The sequence below is a fragment of the Thalassotalea ponticola genome, assembly GCF_041379045.1.
GTDB classification, from domain to species: domain Bacteria; phylum Pseudomonadota; class Gammaproteobacteria; order Enterobacterales; family Alteromonadaceae; genus Thalassotalea_A; species Thalassotalea_A ponticola.
On sequence record NZ_CP166871.1, the window covers coordinates 1,952,952 to 1,969,562 of the forward strand.

The 16,611-nt window shown below is 46.9% G+C and carries 15 protein-coding genes; 7 read left to right on the plus strand and 8 right to left on the minus strand.

Annotation, left to right across the window (positions count from 1 at the left end; all coding sequences use genetic code 11):
* Positions 1 to 50: 50 nt before the first annotated feature.
* The 8 genes from ACAY30_RS08435 to ACAY30_RS08470 form a co-directional block, all read right to left on the minus strand.
* Positions 51 to 1,064: a lytic transglycosylase domain-containing protein gene (locus ACAY30_RS08435; protein ID WP_371190262.1), complete on the minus strand. Its 1,014-nt coding sequence runs from the start codon at positions 1,062 to 1,064 to the stop codon at positions 51 to 53.
* A 56-nt stretch (positions 1,065 to 1,120) separates the two neighbouring features.
* Positions 1,121 to 1,411, minus strand: a complete 291-nt coding sequence (locus tag ACAY30_RS08440) for a YcgL domain-containing protein (RefSeq protein WP_290250147.1) — start codon at positions 1,409 to 1,411, stop codon at positions 1,121 to 1,123.
* Between the two features lie 139 nt (positions 1,412 to 1,550).
* Positions 1,551 to 2,678, minus strand: coding sequence for a ribonuclease D (gene rnd / locus ACAY30_RS08445; RefSeq protein WP_290250148.1), 1,128 nt, complete (start codon positions 2,676 to 2,678; stop codon positions 1,551 to 1,553).
* A gap of 131 nt (positions 2,679 to 2,809) precedes the next feature.
* Positions 2,810 to 4,468, minus strand: a complete 1,659-nt coding sequence (locus ACAY30_RS08450) for an AMP-binding protein (RefSeq protein WP_290250149.1) — start codon at positions 4,466 to 4,468, stop codon at positions 2,810 to 2,812.
* Between the two features lie 344 nt (positions 4,469 to 4,812).
* Entirely contained in the window at positions 4,813 to 5,724 is a 912-nt protein-coding gene (locus ACAY30_RS08455; RefSeq protein WP_290250150.1) for an alpha/beta fold hydrolase, read from the minus strand.
* A gap of 39 nt (positions 5,725 to 5,763) precedes the next feature.
* Positions 5,764 to 6,459 carry a M50 family metallopeptidase gene (locus ACAY30_RS08460; protein ID WP_290250151.1) on the minus strand — a complete coding sequence of 232 codons (696 nt, stop codon included), beginning with the start codon at positions 6,457 to 6,459 and terminating at the stop codon, positions 5,764 to 5,766.
* A 113-nt stretch (positions 6,460 to 6,572) separates the two neighbouring features.
* A complete protein-coding gene (tsaB, locus tag ACAY30_RS08465) occupies positions 6,573 to 7,274 on the minus strand; it encodes a tRNA (adenosine(37)-N6)-threonylcarbamoyltransferase complex dimerization subunit type 1 TsaB (protein ID WP_290250152.1) in 702 nt (233 codons plus the stop codon).
* Between the two features lie 45 nt (positions 7,275 to 7,319).
* Positions 7,320 to 9,293, minus strand: a complete 1,974-nt coding sequence (locus tag ACAY30_RS08470) for an ATP-dependent DNA helicase (RefSeq protein ID WP_290250153.1) — start codon at positions 9,291 to 9,293, stop codon at positions 7,320 to 7,322.
* Positions 9,294 to 9,923: 630 nt separating this feature from the next.
* Between ACAY30_RS08470 and hisG the strand changes: the two genes are divergently transcribed.
* The 7 genes from hisG to hisF are packed head-to-tail and all read left to right on the plus strand — an operon-like array spanning position 9,924 to position 16,601.
* Positions 9,924 to 10,826 (plus strand): ATP phosphoribosyltransferase, encoded by a 903-nt coding sequence (gene hisG, locus ACAY30_RS08475; RefSeq protein WP_290250154.1) that lies wholly within the window; start codon positions 9,924 to 9,926, stop codon positions 10,824 to 10,826.
* A 3-nt stretch (positions 10,827 to 10,829) separates the two neighbouring features.
* The gene (gene hisD, locus ACAY30_RS08480; RefSeq protein ID WP_290250155.1) at positions 10,830 to 12,170 is read left to right on the plus strand and encodes a histidinol dehydrogenase; all 1,341 of its coding nucleotides are present in this window, start codon (positions 10,830 to 10,832) and stop codon (positions 12,168 to 12,170) included.
* Entirely contained in the window at positions 12,167 to 13,330 is a 1,164-nt protein-coding gene (hisC, locus tag ACAY30_RS08485) for a histidinol-phosphate transaminase (RefSeq protein ID WP_290250156.1), read from the plus strand. Before hisD ends, hisC begins: the two co-directional genes overlap by 4 nt.
* Positions 13,327 to 14,421 carry a bifunctional histidinol-phosphatase/imidazoleglycerol-phosphate dehydratase HisB gene (gene hisB, locus ACAY30_RS08490; RefSeq protein WP_290250157.1) on the plus strand — a complete coding sequence of 365 codons (1,095 nt, stop codon included), beginning with the start codon at positions 13,327 to 13,329 and terminating at the stop codon, positions 14,419 to 14,421. Before hisC ends, hisB begins: the two co-directional genes overlap by 4 nt.
* Before the next feature lie 25 nt (positions 14,422 to 14,446).
* A complete protein-coding gene (gene hisH / locus ACAY30_RS08495; RefSeq protein WP_290250158.1) occupies positions 14,447 to 15,097 on the plus strand; it encodes an imidazole glycerol phosphate synthase subunit HisH in 651 nt (216 codons plus the stop codon).
* A complete protein-coding gene (gene hisA, locus ACAY30_RS08500; protein ID WP_290250159.1) occupies positions 15,097 to 15,834 on the plus strand; it encodes a 1-(5-phosphoribosyl)-5-[(5-phosphoribosylamino)methylideneamino]imidazole-4-carboxamide isomerase in 738 nt (245 codons plus the stop codon). Before hisH ends, hisA begins: the two co-directional genes overlap by 1 nt.
* Positions 15,816 to 16,601 carry an imidazole glycerol phosphate synthase subunit HisF gene (gene hisF, locus ACAY30_RS08505; protein WP_290250160.1) on the plus strand — a complete coding sequence of 262 codons (786 nt, stop codon included), beginning with the start codon at positions 15,816 to 15,818 and terminating at the stop codon, positions 16,599 to 16,601. The genes hisA and hisF overlap by 19 nt, the downstream gene beginning before the upstream one ends.
* Positions 16,602 to 16,611: the final 10 nt, after the last annotated feature.

Below are 16,611 nucleotides of genomic sequence, written 5' to 3' on the forward strand. Positions count from 1 at the left end.
TGCCGTTGACCATTAACCAGCGTAACAACGGTGATGCTGGTCGGCTTGAATTAGCGAGAAAACTTAATTCGATCGGCTAAATGACCAACCGAGGTGACAAAATAATACGACGTATTCCAATGCATCAAGGTTTTGTAATTGTCATATGCCAAATACGCGCGCCCCTGCTCGCCATCGGGAAACACCAAGGCAGCATTGATGTCAACGTTCGGTAAGTCACCGCCGTCATATCGACGCACACCTAGCGCTTGCCACTGCGCTAGTGGTTTTTCTGTTCGCGCCCAGTGCTTCAACCACGGTTTGCGACCGCCGGTGCGTTGGGGGATTGCCAGAGCGTTGTCAAAGGCTGGAGGCAAGGTAACTTGTCTGGCCCAGGTGATATCGTCATTCCAACCGACCTGGCTTAAGTAATTGGCAATCGATGCGAATACGTCAGAGGTATTGGTCCAAATATCTTTCTTACCATCACCATCGCCATCCGCCGCATAAGATAAAAACGAACTTGGCATGAACTGGTTGTGTCCCATAGCCCCTGCCCAAGAGCCTTTCATATTTTCTTTGCTGATATGGCCCTGCTGTAAAATCGTCAAAGCATCAAATACTTGCGCTCTAAAAAACGCCTCTCGACGACCATCGTAAGCCATGGTCGACAACGCAGAGATCACGTCGAAATTACCGGTTATCTTGCCAAAGTTAGACTCCAACGCCCACAAACTGACGATAAAGCGCGGCTGCACACCGTATTTTTTACCTACCTCATTGAGTTCAGATTGGTATTTTTTCATCATCTCCTTGGCTTTATTTACTTTCCAGTCAGGTACCCGCTTCGGTAAATAAGTTTCCAGTGTTTCTACCACTTCCGGCTGATTTCGATCGGCTTTAACAGCTCGCTTGTGGTACGTCACATCGGCAAAGCTCTGCTCGATCAAGGCGTCACTAAACCCCTTTTGTTTGGCTTCTTGTTTGAGTTCAACGATGTATTGCTCAAAACTGATTTTTCCGTCAGTCAATATTTGCTCAGCATGCGCCACTGCACTCAACGAGGCGGTCAAGCTCAGTGCCAACAAGCGACGGGAAAAGGCAGAGAAAAACGATGTTTTGGTATTATTGTTATTCATAATTACTCCATATCTTTATCTTCAACACCTAAGTCTTTTCTGTGTTGTTTTAACAAGTCTTCCTTCGGTGGTGGAAGTTGTAGATAAAAACCGTTATTGGTTAATTCCGATGTTACTTTTTCAATATCCGCTAACGCCAGCTTGTCGCGCTTGGCTAAATTAACCATAGTGACCAGTTGTGGGGTGCCGAACATTTGCATCAGCGTATCAGGAACCTTGGAAAAATCGTCTCGTTTGGTAATGTAAAGATAGGTATCGGCTTTTTTAGAGCTTCGGTAGACTACACAAATCATAATGTTTAGCACTCATACGTTGTTTTAGTAATTCTCGGCTGCGCTGTCGCTCACTAATCGAGCGACATTCGTTGTTTAACGATGTGACTCGCGCAATAAAAAAAGGTTCGCGTAATATATAATATCAACGTCGAAAGTATTATAACGAATTTAAAAATTGAGTTATCGGCTTGGCAAACATCGGTTCACGCCAACCGTGCAGCAACTCAACCGAATTCTGATCCGTTTGATTGAGTTGCCAATGCCACATAAGCAATTGATGTATTTGTTTTTTACCCGCCACTACAGCGATATCCAAGCCTTGTTTATCCGCTAATTCCGTTAGTTTCTTCTTTACCGCTTTGAACGTAGTTTTGTAATTGGGGTACGTGTCAAGGCGGGTCATTTGCTCTGGCAACTGTTCGTCAGGAAGCGCATTGACCTGCTCAATAACCTTTAACATCGCCTTGCCTTTGTGGCGAATATCAAGGCTGTCGACACCTTCAATTTGCACCATAGCGCGATGGCTTTGCGGATTGTGGAAGGCTAGATTAAACAGCGTGGCATCCTTGGCGACAAACGTCAGCGGCAAGTTGCGACGCATTGCCTGCTCATATCGCCAAGCGAGTAAATGCTGGAGTACAGCCAAATTACGCGGTTTTAATTTCCACGCTGACTTGTTGTCTAAGTACAGCGAATAGGGATCGGTTGGCGTAAATTTTTTCTCTATTTGCCATTCGCTCTCGGCCAACGCGGCGTGATAAAAGCCCGCCTGTTGAACTTGCTCGATTATGCGATCACTGATTTGATAGAGGTAATACACATCGGCGGCAGCGTATTCCAATTGACGCTGAGTTAACGGGCGCTTTATCCAATCGGTACGCGACTCACTCTTGTCCAATTCCAAATCGAGATAGTGTTTAATCATCGATGCATACCCCATCGACAACCCTTGACCGAGAAAGGCCATGGCAATTTGGGTATCGAGCATATTTACGGGTCGGCAATTGCCAGAGCGCAAAAACACTTCCAAATCCTCTGAGCAGGAATGGATAAGTTTGAGTACGCTAGGGTTTTGCAACAATTGCCAAAACGGCGACAAATCATCAATCACCAATGGGTCGATCAACGCCACTTGCTGACCATCATATATCTGCAATAAACCTAAATTTGGAAATAAGGTACGGGTACGGACAAACTCGGTGTCGACACAGACTTTATCTCGTAACGACGCGCTAGCACAATATTCGGCTAATTGTTGTTGGTTATCTATGTATAAAAACTGCACACTACACTCAGATTAAATAGCTATTTGGCAAGTGTCTGCTGAACCATAACGATTGTCAACTGCGAAAAAATAGACAGCGTGACTGTTAAGGCGTATTAATCTTTGTTTAATCAAACAAAGTCCAACACGCCCTAGCGCAATTGGCGACGCAGAATTTTGCCGACATTCGACTTGGGTAAGTCATCGCGAAACTCAACCACTTTCGGCACTTTGTAACCGGTAAGATTGGCCTTACAGTGATTGATAACGTCTTTTTCTGTCACCTTGTTATCGCTTTTGGTGACAAACACCTTAACGATTTCACCACTGACCTCGTGAGGAATTCCCACGGCAGCACATTCGCTAATACCGGGGTGGGTTACCACCACATCTTCTATTTCATTGGGATACACGTTAAATCCGGAAACGATGATCATGTCCTTTTTTCGATCAACAATGCTAAAAAAGCCTCGCTCGTCCATTAGTCCGATATCGCCGGTCGACAACCACCCATCATCACTCAGCACCTCGGCCGTGGCTTCAGCGCGCTGGTAATAACCTTTCATTACCTGAGGCCCCTTCACTAATATTTCACCGGGCTCGTTCATTCCTAAATCGCGGCCTTGCTCATCAACAATACGCATCTGTGTTGATGGTGCAGGTACGCCAACCGTGCCGTCATAGGCTTGTAGGTTATACGGACTGATGGTTACCATCGGGGCACATTCGGTTAAACCGTAGCCTTCTAACATACGAGTTTTGGTTACCTGTTGCCATTGTTCAGCGACGGCGCGTTGCACCGCCATACCGCCACCTAATGACACTTTTAAACCGCTAAAATCCAAGTCCTTAAAGCCCTTGGTTTGCAATAACCCGTTGTACAAAGTATTTACACCGGTCATCACGGTAAATCGATATTTACTCAGCTCTTTGACAAAGCCTTGCATATCTCGTGGATTGGTGATCAGTAAATTACACCCGCCCACAGTAAAAAATGTCAAGCAGTTGGCGGTCAAAGCGAAGATGTGATACAGCGGTAGCGCCGTGACGATCATTTCTTCACCAGGTACGAGTAATGTTGTTAGCATACCTTTGGCTTGCTCTAGATTGGCCACCATATTGCGATGCGTTAACATCGCACCTTTCGATACTCCTGTCGTACCGCCGGTGTATTGCAAAAATGCCAAATCACCACCATTTATATCCACTGGTTCAAACGTCGCACTCTGACCTTTGCGCAGAATGTCGTTAAACCAGATAGCACCGGGTAATTTATACGCCGGTACCATTTTTTTAAGGTGACGTACCACCAAGTTGACAGCCAAACCTTTTAACAGACCCAAACGATCACCGAGCGAGGTTAAAATCACATGTTTTACTGGGGTGTCAGCAATAACTTGCTGGAGGGTGTGAGCAAAGTTTTCAATGATGACAATCGCCGTGACATCGGCGTCTGACAGTTGGTGTTTGAGTTCGCGAGCGGTGTACAAAGGGTTAACATTAACAATGGTGATACCCGCAATCATGCCACCAAACAGGGCTATGGGATATTGCAGAGTGTTGGGTACCATAATCGCCAACTTATCGCCTTTTTTCATGCCTAATTGGTGTTGCAGATAACTGGCAAAAGATTTGGCCCTGTCTCGCAATTGGCCATAAGTCATGGTGACGTCCATGTTAATATACGCCGGTTTGTCGGCGTACTGTTCGCTGTATTTAAAGAAAAGTTCAGCAAGTGATGCATATTTATCTGCATCAATGTCATGTGGCACCCCTGGTGGGTAACTTTTCTCTAGCCAGATTCTTTCCACTTTGTATCTCCAGATTGCAACGCATTAAACGGCAACCAATTTGTGCATCAACCGTTGCGAAAAGATTAGAGCTCAGGATGCGGCACCACAATTAGGCTAAGTCTTAGTTATTGTTGTGTTATCTTTTTTTGCAAGCGTAGGCTCTAACCATCTTTTATGTCATCGCCAAGTATAGTTGATGTGAATATTTTTAGGTTAGCCTTTAATCATTTCATATCGAGGTAAAAAAGCAAGAGGTAAGACCAGGCGAAGCGTTCAAGTGCTCACTTTGCAAGCAAAAGTTCAAGAACCAAACAGCCTTATACGCGCTATTGTCGCCTTTTTGCAGGCCGACGTCGCACTTATCAAGGGTTTGGTTGGGTATCTGTCAGGGTTTGTTCAACAATGTCAACGACACCATCGGGTTGTTGCATGTGAACGTGATGACCACCCGTTAACCGGTGAATAGACAGTCGGTCAATACTCGGGGCGAATAACTCAATGGCGCGATCGATCATATCAAACCCCTGTTCGCCCTTTATCAAGGTGATCGGTGCTTGAATTTGCTTAACTATCTGCTGCGCCTGAGGCAGTGCGTAACGATACAGCGAAACGGTGCGCAGCCGCGCATCGGAACGCCAGAAATAACCGCCCTCATCCTCTACCAAGCCTCGCTCTACGATAAATCGCGCAGATGCTGGATCGAGGTCAGACACGTTTACTCTTGCTTTGATTGCGCTATTTACGCTAGTGTGTCGCGCTTTGCGCAAATTTCCTTGTTTTGCTCGACTTTCAATGCCGCGCCGCAATAAACCTGTGGGATCGTCTGTTTCGGTTAACAGACCAAATGCCTCAATTAATATCAACTGACTAACTTTGTCAGGAAATGTACTGGCGTATAACGTCGCGACCATTCCGCCCATTGAATGACCGAGTAGATTCACACTTGGCGATTTCAGTGTTTGCTGCAATTGATACAAATCATCAACATAATCGACAAAGTGATAATGCGCATCAATACCGCGATGATCGCTTAAGCCGTGTCCTGGCCAATCGATAGCGATGAATCGATAATGTTCTAAAAGTGGTGACGATTTGGCCGCCAGTTGTTGAAAAAGCGGAAGAAAACTGGCCGCATTATCAAGCCAGCCGTGCAAGCAAATGATTGGCTGACCGGCTTTATTACCAATTGCGATACCAGCTAAGCAAAGATGCGATAAAGGGTAGCGTACCGATTCAATTTCAGGCGTGTTGTCCAAGGTCATGTCAATATCCATTTCGTTTCATGCTAAGGTGGGCCCAAACTCGCTCGCAATTTAGGATTTAATGCGCAACATCTGATATAGCGCATACAGACCAACCGCTGTCCAGGCGAAAATCCAAATAAATTCTGGCATCAAGGTTAAATTAGCCAATGCATTGGCATCGCCTACATCGCCGTACCCAAATAAGTACAACGGTGAGCGAATCGCGTTGAGTACAACACTAAGTGCGATGAGTTGCAATACCGCCTTAAGCAATTTGAGATGACGTATCTTTGCACTAAATGAAAACAGTGCGATGAGCAATAAACAAATTCCCCAAGTGAGCAAGTCAGATACCCAAAAGATCATCGAGATCAGCAACGTCAGTAAGATCAGATAATTGAATAGTTTGGCAATGCGATGGTGTGCGCCGGCGGACCAAAAAATAAGCAGCGCCCAAACTGTCGCGCCTAGATAGCCACTGACACTGATTAAAAACGGGTTGCCACCGCGAGTCGTGCACAGCCCCGCACCGTTGGGAAATAGTTGAATCTGAACAATTTGGCCGCCGCTCACTAAAGCGGCAAGACCGTGAGAAATTTCGTGAAAGTAACTCTCTAGCCAGTCAAATGGTACCGAAATAACGGGTAAGTATTTGATCACAATAGCCAACAGCAACAGCGTATAGGTATTGGTAAAAATCGAGAGCAATAACGAGTTCGTTGATGACGACTGCGATGTAACACTCGATTTTAGTGATTTATTCATGCCTAATTATCTACTGTTGAAGGTATTTCATCGTCATTTGCGCATCGCGATCAGCGCAGTTGTCAACGCAGCGGTCAAGACATTTAACCACAATCTGACCGCTTGTTGCGCGACTATTCCCGCCCAGGCAATTTTTTCCAGGTTACAGTATCGCGCACGTACACCGGTTGTGCGTTTTCGGCATCAACGCCTTTGCCCTGTGCAAATGCCTGTTTGCCCAGCTTTAACATTGCCAAGGCATGAGGAAAGCGAACGCTGTCATCGACATCGATATCAGCAAGCTCTGCAAACGCTTCGTTATATGCACTCCAAGCACTACCCGCTCCGTGCAATGGCAAGGTTGTTGTCAGCTGATTGACATAATCACCGACACGTGACGGCGCCATTACCGCTTCATCTAATAACGGTTGCATCAACTGGTTATCATCCACTTGAAATAAACCAACATAGGCTTCACTCATTCGCGCATCGATGGCCGATAACACCAAAGGATGACCAAAATTATCGTACGCCTGTTGCGCCATGGCTTGTAACGTTGAGATACCGACTACGGGTAAATCAGCGGAAAAAGCCAGTCCTTGAGCAACGCCAATGCCAATGCGTACACCAGTAAAGCTGCCGGGACCGCGGCCGAAGATTAACCCGTCAAGATCAGCGACTTTAATACCCGCTTGCTTTAATACGTCGTCAACCATAGGCAATAGCAACAAACTATGCGATTGCGGACATAGCTCGAAGCGATGATAAACACGGTCATTAACAGATACCGCAACAGACGCGGCTTCGGTAGAGGCATCGATAGCCAGATAATTCACGTAAGCTCTCTCTTTATTTAACTAGCAACTAAGGGCTATTGTAACTTAATTTTGCTTTTCTTGGTGCAGTGATTGTAAAAATTTCATCGCTTTATTTAGCTCCCGTGTGCGTTGCATATTCGGCAGCGACGACAAAAACACACCACCATAGGGTCGATTGACCAACCGCGTATCGCAAATAGCCAACACGCCTTTATCATTTACATCGCGTATCAATCGACCAACCCCTTGTTTGAGCGCGATAACCGCTTCGGGCAGTTGAATTTGCTTAAATGGATCGCCGCCTTGGCGTCGAACATCGTCACTTTTCGCTTGTAACAAGGGTTCATCAGGTGAGCTAAAAGGCAATTTATCAATGATCACACACGTCAGGCTATCGCCGCGAACATCGACCCCTTCCCAAAAACTTGCGGTTGCGAGTAATACCGCATGAGGATCGTCAATAAATTGCTCTAACAGCACCGATTTGGCCGTTTGTCCTTGTACTAACAGCGTATTATCGACTTCATCGGTGAGTAATTCTGCTACTTGATTGAGCATTCGATACGACGTAAATAGCAAAAAGCAGTTACCGCGACTGGCTTTTATTAGTGGTATGGCGATGTTCGCTAGTGCCCTTGCTCTATTGCGATCATTGCTATGAGGCAGGTATCTCGGTACCAAAAGCAGTGATTGCTGCTGGTAGTCAAATGGGCTTTGTAACATCAATTGTTGTGCATCAGCCAAACCTAAGCCCTGAGTAAAGTGACTAAAGTCGCCATTAACCGATAGCGTGGCTGAGGTAAAAACAAAAGCGGTTTCATCATCACCTGTATGCGCCGCAAACTTATCGGCGACCGACAACGGTGTTTGGTGCAACACCACGTGACGGCGCGTTGTTTCAAACCAAAGACTCATGCCTAGCGCCTGCGTATCTTGCATCACTTGATATTTTGCCAACAATTGTTGGCAACGTTCAAAACAGTTATCAATCACCTCGGTGCGCGATACACACAAGGTTAACACCTCGTGTAAAAATTTAAGGTCGTCGTGCAACTGAGTAAACCCGCGCGAAAACTGCTGGTATTTGATTTGCTCACGCCAGTTTCCTCGCGTCGGATCGGGCGCAAACAATAAGCGAAAATCACCGGCTGAGCGGGCCAGTTTTTCACTGGCCTTAAGCAATTGCTGTACATCGGTTAACGCCAGTCGATATTGCTGCATACAGTCACTAGCAAGTTCTAGAATTTGTTTGGTGGAAAACGATTTGCCAAAATATTCGCTTGCGATATCGGCAATTTGGTGAGCTTCGTCGAAGACTACGACATCGCTTTTGGGGATCAACTCGCCAAAACCGGTATCTTTCAATGCCATATCGGCGAAATATAAATGATGGTTAACAACCACAAGGTCAGCGTTGGCTGCACGCTCTCGCGCTTTAACCAAATAACATTTCTCGTAATCGGGACAATTACGCCCCAAACAGTTATCTACCGTTGAGGTAATCAACGGCAAAATTGTCGAGTCTTCGCTTACTTCCACCAATTCGCCAATATCACCGCGTTGCGTTTGACTGGCCCATTGACGCACTTTGACTAAGTCTGCCAAGCCTTGACTATCTAACGTTACCGCTGATTTTTGCCGCCGCGTCGGCGCGCTAGTGAAGTTTTCTTCAAGTCGAAACAAGCACAAATAGTTGGCGCGGCCTTTGAGCAACGCGATCTTTGCCCCCGACTCTAGGGCCTGTTTGACCAAGGGTAAATCTTTGTGAAACAACTGCTCTTGCAAATTTTTGGTACCGGTAGAAACGATAACTTTTTTACCACTGATTATGCTAGGTAATAAGTAGGCAAAGGTTTTTCCGGTACCCGTTCCCGCCTCAACCACCAAATGACGACGGCTTTGAATAACGTCTGCAACTTTTAACGCCATATCGCGCTGTGCTTGTCGCGGGCGATAGCCATTAATGACTTTAGCTAACGCGCCATCCTCTGCAAAGGCTTGATCAACGCTCTCTATAAAAGTGGTCGTTTTTGTCAAAAGTAACTGCTTTTTTGAAGTATTATTGGCCGATATTATAACAATATTCACTTTGATTTCTATGCTTTAGCACAGATGTAAGGCGATTTGCGATTGTTGATAACAGCCTCCGTCGACGTTCAATCAGTTGTGTTAACACGGGTTAAGTTAACAAAAAACTGCTCTATCATGCGTTGTTAGCCGTTTTAACTTGCACTAAGTGAGTATCGTGTTATGGTGATGTTATGTAACAAATTTGTTAATTAACAACAGCAAGAACAGACAACAACGTTCAACAAAAACGAGTAAAAACGTTATAAATAATAATGTTTTGATCCAAGACCACGGCTTGTTGCGTAACTGTGTTTGTGGTTAACATAAATCATCAGGTATTCGTAACAACGGCTTGTGGCAAAAAATAGCAGCGCAATCTCAGATACAGTTATAGGACAATGAAAAACAATGAATAACCTAACATCACATCATCATCACCATGCACGTGGCTAGCCCTTAGGTTATTCACTGAGGGGCTGTGGGCTCTTCAGTATGGCGCAACAACGCCCCGAAAGAGTCCAACCCTTTCGGGGCGTTTTTTTTCGCACCGACCGAAGATGACATACTCTAATAATACAATCAATTTTTGGGACCATTATGACCTTAGATAAAAATCGATTAACCATCGCCATCCAAAAGTCAGGACGATTGAGCGACGAGTCACAAACCCTGTTTAAATTGTGTGGTTTGACCCTTAATCTAACCGATCGCAAACTGCTAGCGCACGTTGCTAACATGAGCATTGATATTATGCTGGTGCGCTCATCTGATATACCTGGGTTAGTTATGGACGGTATCTGTGATCTAGGTATCGTTGGTGATAACACCCTGCAAGAGCACGCATTACAGCGCCAGCTCACCCTTGAGGCCAATGATTTCAATAAAATATGCTCGCTCAAATTTGGTGGTTGTCGACTTTCTATCGCCCTACCTCAAGAAATGCAGTACCACGGTGTGCAAAGCCTCAATGGCCTTAGACTGGCCACCACCTACCCTCGTTTGTTAAATCGATTTGCTCAAGACAACGGTATCCACATCGACATTACCAAGCTAAATGGTTCAGTTGAGCTTGCCCCTCGCGTTGGTTTAGCCGACGGTATTTGCGATTTGGTGTCTACGGGTACAACGTTAGAGGCCAATGGGTTAAAAGAAGTCGAAGTCATTTTCAAGTCTAAAGCAGCACTGATAAAAGGACCTAACCGCTTGTCTGAGGCGAAACAGGCAACCCTAGATACCCTGTTACCGAGGATTAAAGGGGTACTGAAAGCGCGAGAAAGTAAATACATCATGCTTCACGCGCCGAAGGACAAGCTCAATGAAGTAACCTCGCTGCTCCCCGGCAGTGAAACGCCAACCGTGCTCCCTCTTGCCGAGCGCGACGATCGCGTTGCCGTGCACATGGTCAGTACAGAAACCATTTTCTGGGAAACCATGGAACAACTCAAGGCGCTAGGCTGTAATAGCATCTTAGTCATGCCAATTGAAAAAATGATGGGATAAGAGATGATTTATTGGTCGAAACTTAATCAACAACAACAGAGCGACGCCTTGTCCCGTCCTGAGCTAGGTGACAACCGAACCGTGCGTCAGAGCGTTACGCGGATCATCGATAGCGTTGCCAAGGACGGAGACGATGCGCTATTTAAACTAACCGAGCGCTTTGATCGCATTCGCCTAGATTCATTGCGTATCTCACAAACCGCAATCGTCAATGCCAGTAACCGTTTATCAGATGCGCGAAAACTGGCTATACAAACGGCTTATAGCCATATTGAAAGCTTTCATCGCGCTCAGCTAACCGATGATATAACCATTGAAACAGCCCCTGGTGTGACTTGCATGCTCAAAACTGAGGCCATCGACAGTGTAGGCTTGTACATCCCTGCGGGTACTGCGCCGTTGCCATCGACGGTGTTAATGCTTGGGGTACCGGCGAAAATAGCTGGTTGCTCACGGGTGGTATTAGTGTGTCCTCCACAAAACAATACTCTGATCGCCGACGAAATATTGTATGCTGCCAAGCTGTGTCAAATTGATGAGATATACACCATTGGTGGCGCTCAAGCCATTGCCGCTCTAGCACTTGGCACAGAGACCATTAAACCGGTGAATAAAGTGTTTGGCCCTGGCAACCGTTATGTCACCGAGGCAAAAACACAGTTAGCTCAACGGGTACCGGGTTTCACCATTGACATGCCTGCGGGGCCGTCAGAGCTGTTGATTATTGCCGATCAGCACGCCACGCCGAGTTATGTTGCCGCCGATCTTTTATCGCAAGCGGAACACGGCATTGACTCACAAGTGATGTTAGTTACCGATAGCGAGTCATTAGCGCACGCGGTAACAGAACAACTGGCCTCGCAACTTGCCTTACTGAGTCGCCAACAGATAGCCGATGAGGCACTGCAACAAAGTCGGGTTATCATCACTGACAGCTTAGCGGATGCCGTAGCGATATCCAATCGTTACGGACCAGAGCACTTAAGCCTGCAGTGTCGAGATACCGACCGCTTATTGACCAGCATTCGCGGTGCGGGCTCTGTTTTTGTCGGCGACTTTTCGCCTGAGTCAGCGGGCGACTACGCCAGCGGTACCAATCACGTATTACCCACATACGGCTATTCAAAAGTGTTATCGTCATTGCATTTGGCCGACTTTTCTCGCCGCTATACCGTGCAAACACTTACTCGAGAAGGGCTGCGCGGACTGGCGCCAACGATTATTGAACTCACTGATGCCGAGGGGTTAGACGCTCATCAACGAGCGGTCACCATTCGCTTAGAGCAAACCAATGCAACTGCAACGCAAACGGTTGCGAGCGTCGCACCAGGGGAAGCAAAATGACACGAAGCATTAGCAAAGATGACAACAACGAGACTATCTCTCGCCAAGAACGAGAGTGTCAGTTGGCAAAGCGCTTGGTCAGAGCCGATATCAAAGACATGATCCCATACCAGTCGGCCCGACGAGAACAAAGCGAAGGCAACATTTGGTTAAATGCCAATGAGGCGGGTGATCAACAGTCGATTAGCGTCAACTTCGAACACTTAAATCGCTACCCTGACTTTCAGCCACAAGCGTTAATTCAAGCTTACCGCGACTACTGTGGTGTGGCGAGCGAGTCGATTTTAGCTACGCGCGGTGCCGACGAAGGCATCGAACTCATTATTCGCACCTTTTGTCGAGCGGAACGCGATAGCATTTTAATTTGTCCACCAACCTACGGAATGTATGCGATCAGTGCTCAAGCTCACAATATCAACATCGAAAAAGCCCCATTAATCGCTGATATGCAACTCGATTTACCGGTGCTAGCAAGCTATAAGAATCGGGTGAAAGTGGTGTTTATTTGCTCGCCGAACAACCCGACGGGCAACGCGTTGGCGATGGGCGACATTGAACAGGTGTTAACGCTGTTTGCCGACAGTGCCCTAGTAGTCGTCGATGAAGCGTATATCGAGTTCTGCCCAGATAAAACCGTGACCCATTTACTGGCTGCACACCCCAACTTGGTTGTCTTGCGCACCCTAAGCAAGGGCTTTGCTCTGGCTGGGCTGCGCTGTGGTTTTGTCTTATCATCGCCCGCTATCATTGAGCAACTGAGTAAGGTGATCGCCCCCTACCCAATCAGTCAACCGGTTGCTGTCATTGCCAGCCAAGCTCTTTGCAAACGCGAGGTTATGTACCAACGCGTCAATGACACACTACAACTGAGAGACAAAACAGAGGCGATACTAAAAGCACAACCTTGGCTAACTCAACTGTTTGCCTCACATAGCAACTATCTGCTGTTTCGCGCCACCAACAGCCAAAGCTTATTTCGCTTTTTACTCGATCGAGGCGTGGTGATCCGCGACCAAAGTAAGCAACTCGGTCTCACCGATTGCTTGCGAGTCAGCATAGGTAACGCGGAGCAAATGCAACACTTCTTTGACGCTCTACTCGCATTCAATAAGGTGTACTACCAACAACACAATAATTTAACCAGACAGGATACGCTATGAGCAAACCAATCGATTTAATCAAGGACCGTAGCGACATTTTATTTATCGACCGCGACGGCACTCTAATTGAAGAACCACGGGTAGATAAACAAGTCGACAGTTTAGAAAAGCTGGAGTTTGAACCTGGGGTTATTCCTGCATTGCTGCAACTGCAACAGGCAGGCTTCACCTTAGTGATGGTATCGAATCAAGATGGTTTGGGTACCGATAGCTATCCACAAGCCGACTTTGACTTGCCTCACAACAAAATGATCGCCTTGTTCGAGTCGCAAGGGGTGCAGTTTGCCGATGTGCTTATTTGTCCGCACTTTGCAACCGATAATTGTCCATGCAGGAAACCGAAGCTCGGTTTGCTGAGTGATTATTTGCAACAAGGCAAAATCAACTTCACCAACTCGTTTGTCATTGGCGACCGAGATACTGATGTAGAACTGGCCAACAATATGGGGTTAGCAAGTTTTCAATATCACCGAGAGCAACTTAACTGGCCGGCTATTTGTCAGCAGTTACTGCTGACTGAGCGTTCGGCAAAGGTGGTGCGAACGACCAAAGAAACCGATATTACAGTAGAGGTGAATCTTGACCGCAAAGGCGGTTCTAACATTGCCACTGGCATAGGCTTTTTTGACCATATGCTTGATCAAATTGCTACCCACGGCGGCTTTTATTTACACTGCCACGTCAAAGGTGACTTGCACATTGATGATCATCACAGCGTCGAAGACACCGCGCTGGCTCTAGGCGAAGCGATAAAACGAGCCTTGGGCAATAAACGAGGCATCGATCGCTTTGGTTTCGTGTTGCCGATGGACGAATGCCTAGCACAGTGCAGCATCGACCTCTCTGGGCGACCTCACCTCGAGTTCAATGCCGTATTTAGCGACAACCGAGTAGGTGACATGTCGACACAAATGGTTTATCACTTTTTCAAAAGCCTGACCGATGCCATGGCCATCACCCTGCACTTATCAACCACAACGGGCAATTGTCATCATCAAGTCGAAAGCCTGTTTAAGGTATTTGGTCGTGCATTTGGGCAAGCGATTAAAGTCGGCGGTGATCAACTGCCGAGCTCAAAGGGCGTGTTATAAGTGATGATGGAAAAAAGGAAGACTAATGGCTGATATAACAACAGCAGATGCAATCGGTGCTGACGCGCTGATTATTGATACCGGATGTGCCAATATCAACTCTCTTAAATTTGCCCTTGAGCGACTTGGTTACCACATTGTCGTCAGTGATGACGAGCACTGTATAGGCCAGGCCAAAAAGTTATTTTTACCCGGTGTTGGTGCCGCCAGTTTCGCCATGCAGACGATAAAAGACAAGCAGCTAACCGACATTATCGCTACGCTCGAACAACCGGTATTGGGTATCTGTTTAGGCATGCAACTGCTGTGTCGTTCATCGCGTGAAAATGGAATCAATACTCGCTGTTTAGGGTTGATTGACAGCGACGTTGACTTACTTAAGGCGGGTCGAGGACACAGTGGTTTGAATCCGCTTCGCCTACCACATATGGGCTGGAACACCCTCAGTGACATTGGCTCTAACCCATTGTTTAACAGTATTAGTGAGCGCGATTATTTTTATTTTGTTCACAGTTATTGCGCACCGATAAGTTCCAGAACCCTAGCCCAATGTCACTACGGCCAAGCGTTTAGCGCCAGTTTGTGTGAAAACAATTTTTACGGCGTGCAGTTTCACCCCGAACGTTCAGGCAAAAGCGGCGCTACCTTACTCACTAATTTCATGGAGTATTGCTGATGATTATCCCTGCTATCGACTTGATAAATGGCACGGTAGTCCGCTTGTACCAAGGTGACTATCAACAAAAGACCGAATACCCATTGACCGCCGAGCAATTGGTGGCACTTTATCACCAACAGGGAGCCAAGCGCCTGCACTTAGTCGATTTAGACGGAGCCAAAGACAGTCAACAACGCCAGACCAAACGCTTGGCACAAATTATTAACAGCGCCGCGATGCCAGTACAGGTTGGCGGCGGTGTTCGCTGCCAAGCGGATGTCGACACCTTACTTGAGCTCGGGGCACGTTCTGTTGTGGTGGGCAGCTTGGCCATTAAGCAACCCGAGCTGGTTGCATCTTGGCTAAAGGAATACGGCAAACAAGCGATTGTTTTAGCATTGGATGTCAACATTGATCAACACGGCCATAAGCACCTGCCGACTCACGGCTGGATTGAACGCAGCGAACACACGTTAGAACAACTGATCGACGGTTACGGCGCTGATAACATTGGTCATATATTATGTACGGACATAGCAAAAGACGGCACCCTGCAAGGTTGCAATACCGAGTTATATCGGCAAATGAAGCGTGCTTATCCTGCAATACAATGGCAAGCATCGGGGGGCATTGGCTCACTTGAGGATGTTAAGCGCGCGGCGATATCCGGTGCCGACTCTCTGATTTTAGGACGCGCGTTATTGGAAAATAAATTCACCGTTAAGGAGGCAATATCGTGCTGGCAAAACGCATAATCCCCTGTCTCGATGTTCGCGACGGGGTGGTAGTAAAAGGCGTACAATTTCGCAATCACCAAGTCATTGGTGACATCGTGCCTTTGGCTCAACGCTATGCCGATGAAGGTGCCGATGAATTGGTTTTTTACGATATTACCGCCAGCTCCGACGCTAGGGTTGTCGACAAAAGTTGGGTGGAAAAAATAGCCCGAGTAATTGATATTCCGTTTTGCGTTGCCGGTGGTATAAAAACCGAACAAGATGCTCAAACCCTACTGGCTATGGGCGCTGACAAAATTTCAATTAACTCTCCAGCGCTTAATGACGTCACTCTGATATCGCGTCTTAACGCGCAGTTTGGGCAACAATGCGTGGTCGTCGGTATTGACTCGTACTTTGATCAACAAAGCGGTCAATACCAAGTCTATCAATTCACTGGCGACGAGAAAAAGACAGCTCGTACAACTTGGCAAACTCACGATTGGGTAAGAGAAGTGCAACGGCGCGGCGCCGGAGAGATAGTGCTCAATGTGATGAACCAAGACGGCGTGCGACAAGGCTATGATATCGAGCAAATGGCTTCGCTGCGAGCGGTATGTGATATCCCCTTGATCGCCTCTGGCGGTGCCGGAACCATGCAACATTTCGCCCAAGCGTTTATCGATGCCGATGTCGACGGTGCTCTAGCGGCCAGTGTATTTCACAAAGGTATTATCGACATAACTGAGTTGAAACTGTACTTACAACAACAAGGCATTGTCGTTCGCCTTGATCAAAAACGTTAGTCGATGGCGA

What these genes read in the sequence shown, in the direction of transcription:
- ACAY30_RS08440 (WP_290250147.1), bottom strand. Translation starts at nt 1,411, where the DNA reads ATGATTTGTGTAGTCTACCGAAGCTCTAAAAAAGCCGATACCTATCTT.
- ACAY30_RS08455 (WP_290250150.1), bottom strand. Translation starts at nt 5,724, where the DNA reads ATGGATATTGACATGACCTTGGACAACACGCCTGAAATTGAATCGGTA.
- ACAY30_RS08460 (WP_290250151.1), bottom strand. Translation starts at nt 6,459, where the DNA reads ATGAATAAATCACTAAAATCGAGTGTTACATCGCAGTCGTCATCAACG.
- hisG (WP_290250154.1), top strand. Translation starts at nt 9,924, where the DNA reads ATGACCTTAGATAAAAATCGATTAACCATCGCCATCCAAAAGTCAGGA.
- hisD (WP_290250155.1), top strand. Translation starts at nt 10,830, where the DNA reads ATGATTTATTGGTCGAAACTTAATCAACAACAACAGAGCGACGCCTTG.
- hisC (WP_290250156.1), top strand. Translation starts at nt 12,167, where the DNA reads ATGACACGAAGCATTAGCAAAGATGACAACAACGAGACTATCTCTCGC.
- hisB (WP_290250157.1), top strand. Translation starts at nt 13,327, where the DNA reads ATGAGCAAACCAATCGATTTAATCAAGGACCGTAGCGACATTTTATTT.
- hisH (WP_290250158.1), top strand. Translation starts at nt 14,447, where the DNA reads ATGGCTGATATAACAACAGCAGATGCAATCGGTGCTGACGCGCTGATT.
- hisA (WP_290250159.1), top strand. Translation starts at nt 15,097, where the DNA reads ATGATTATCCCTGCTATCGACTTGATAAATGGCACGGTAGTCCGCTTG.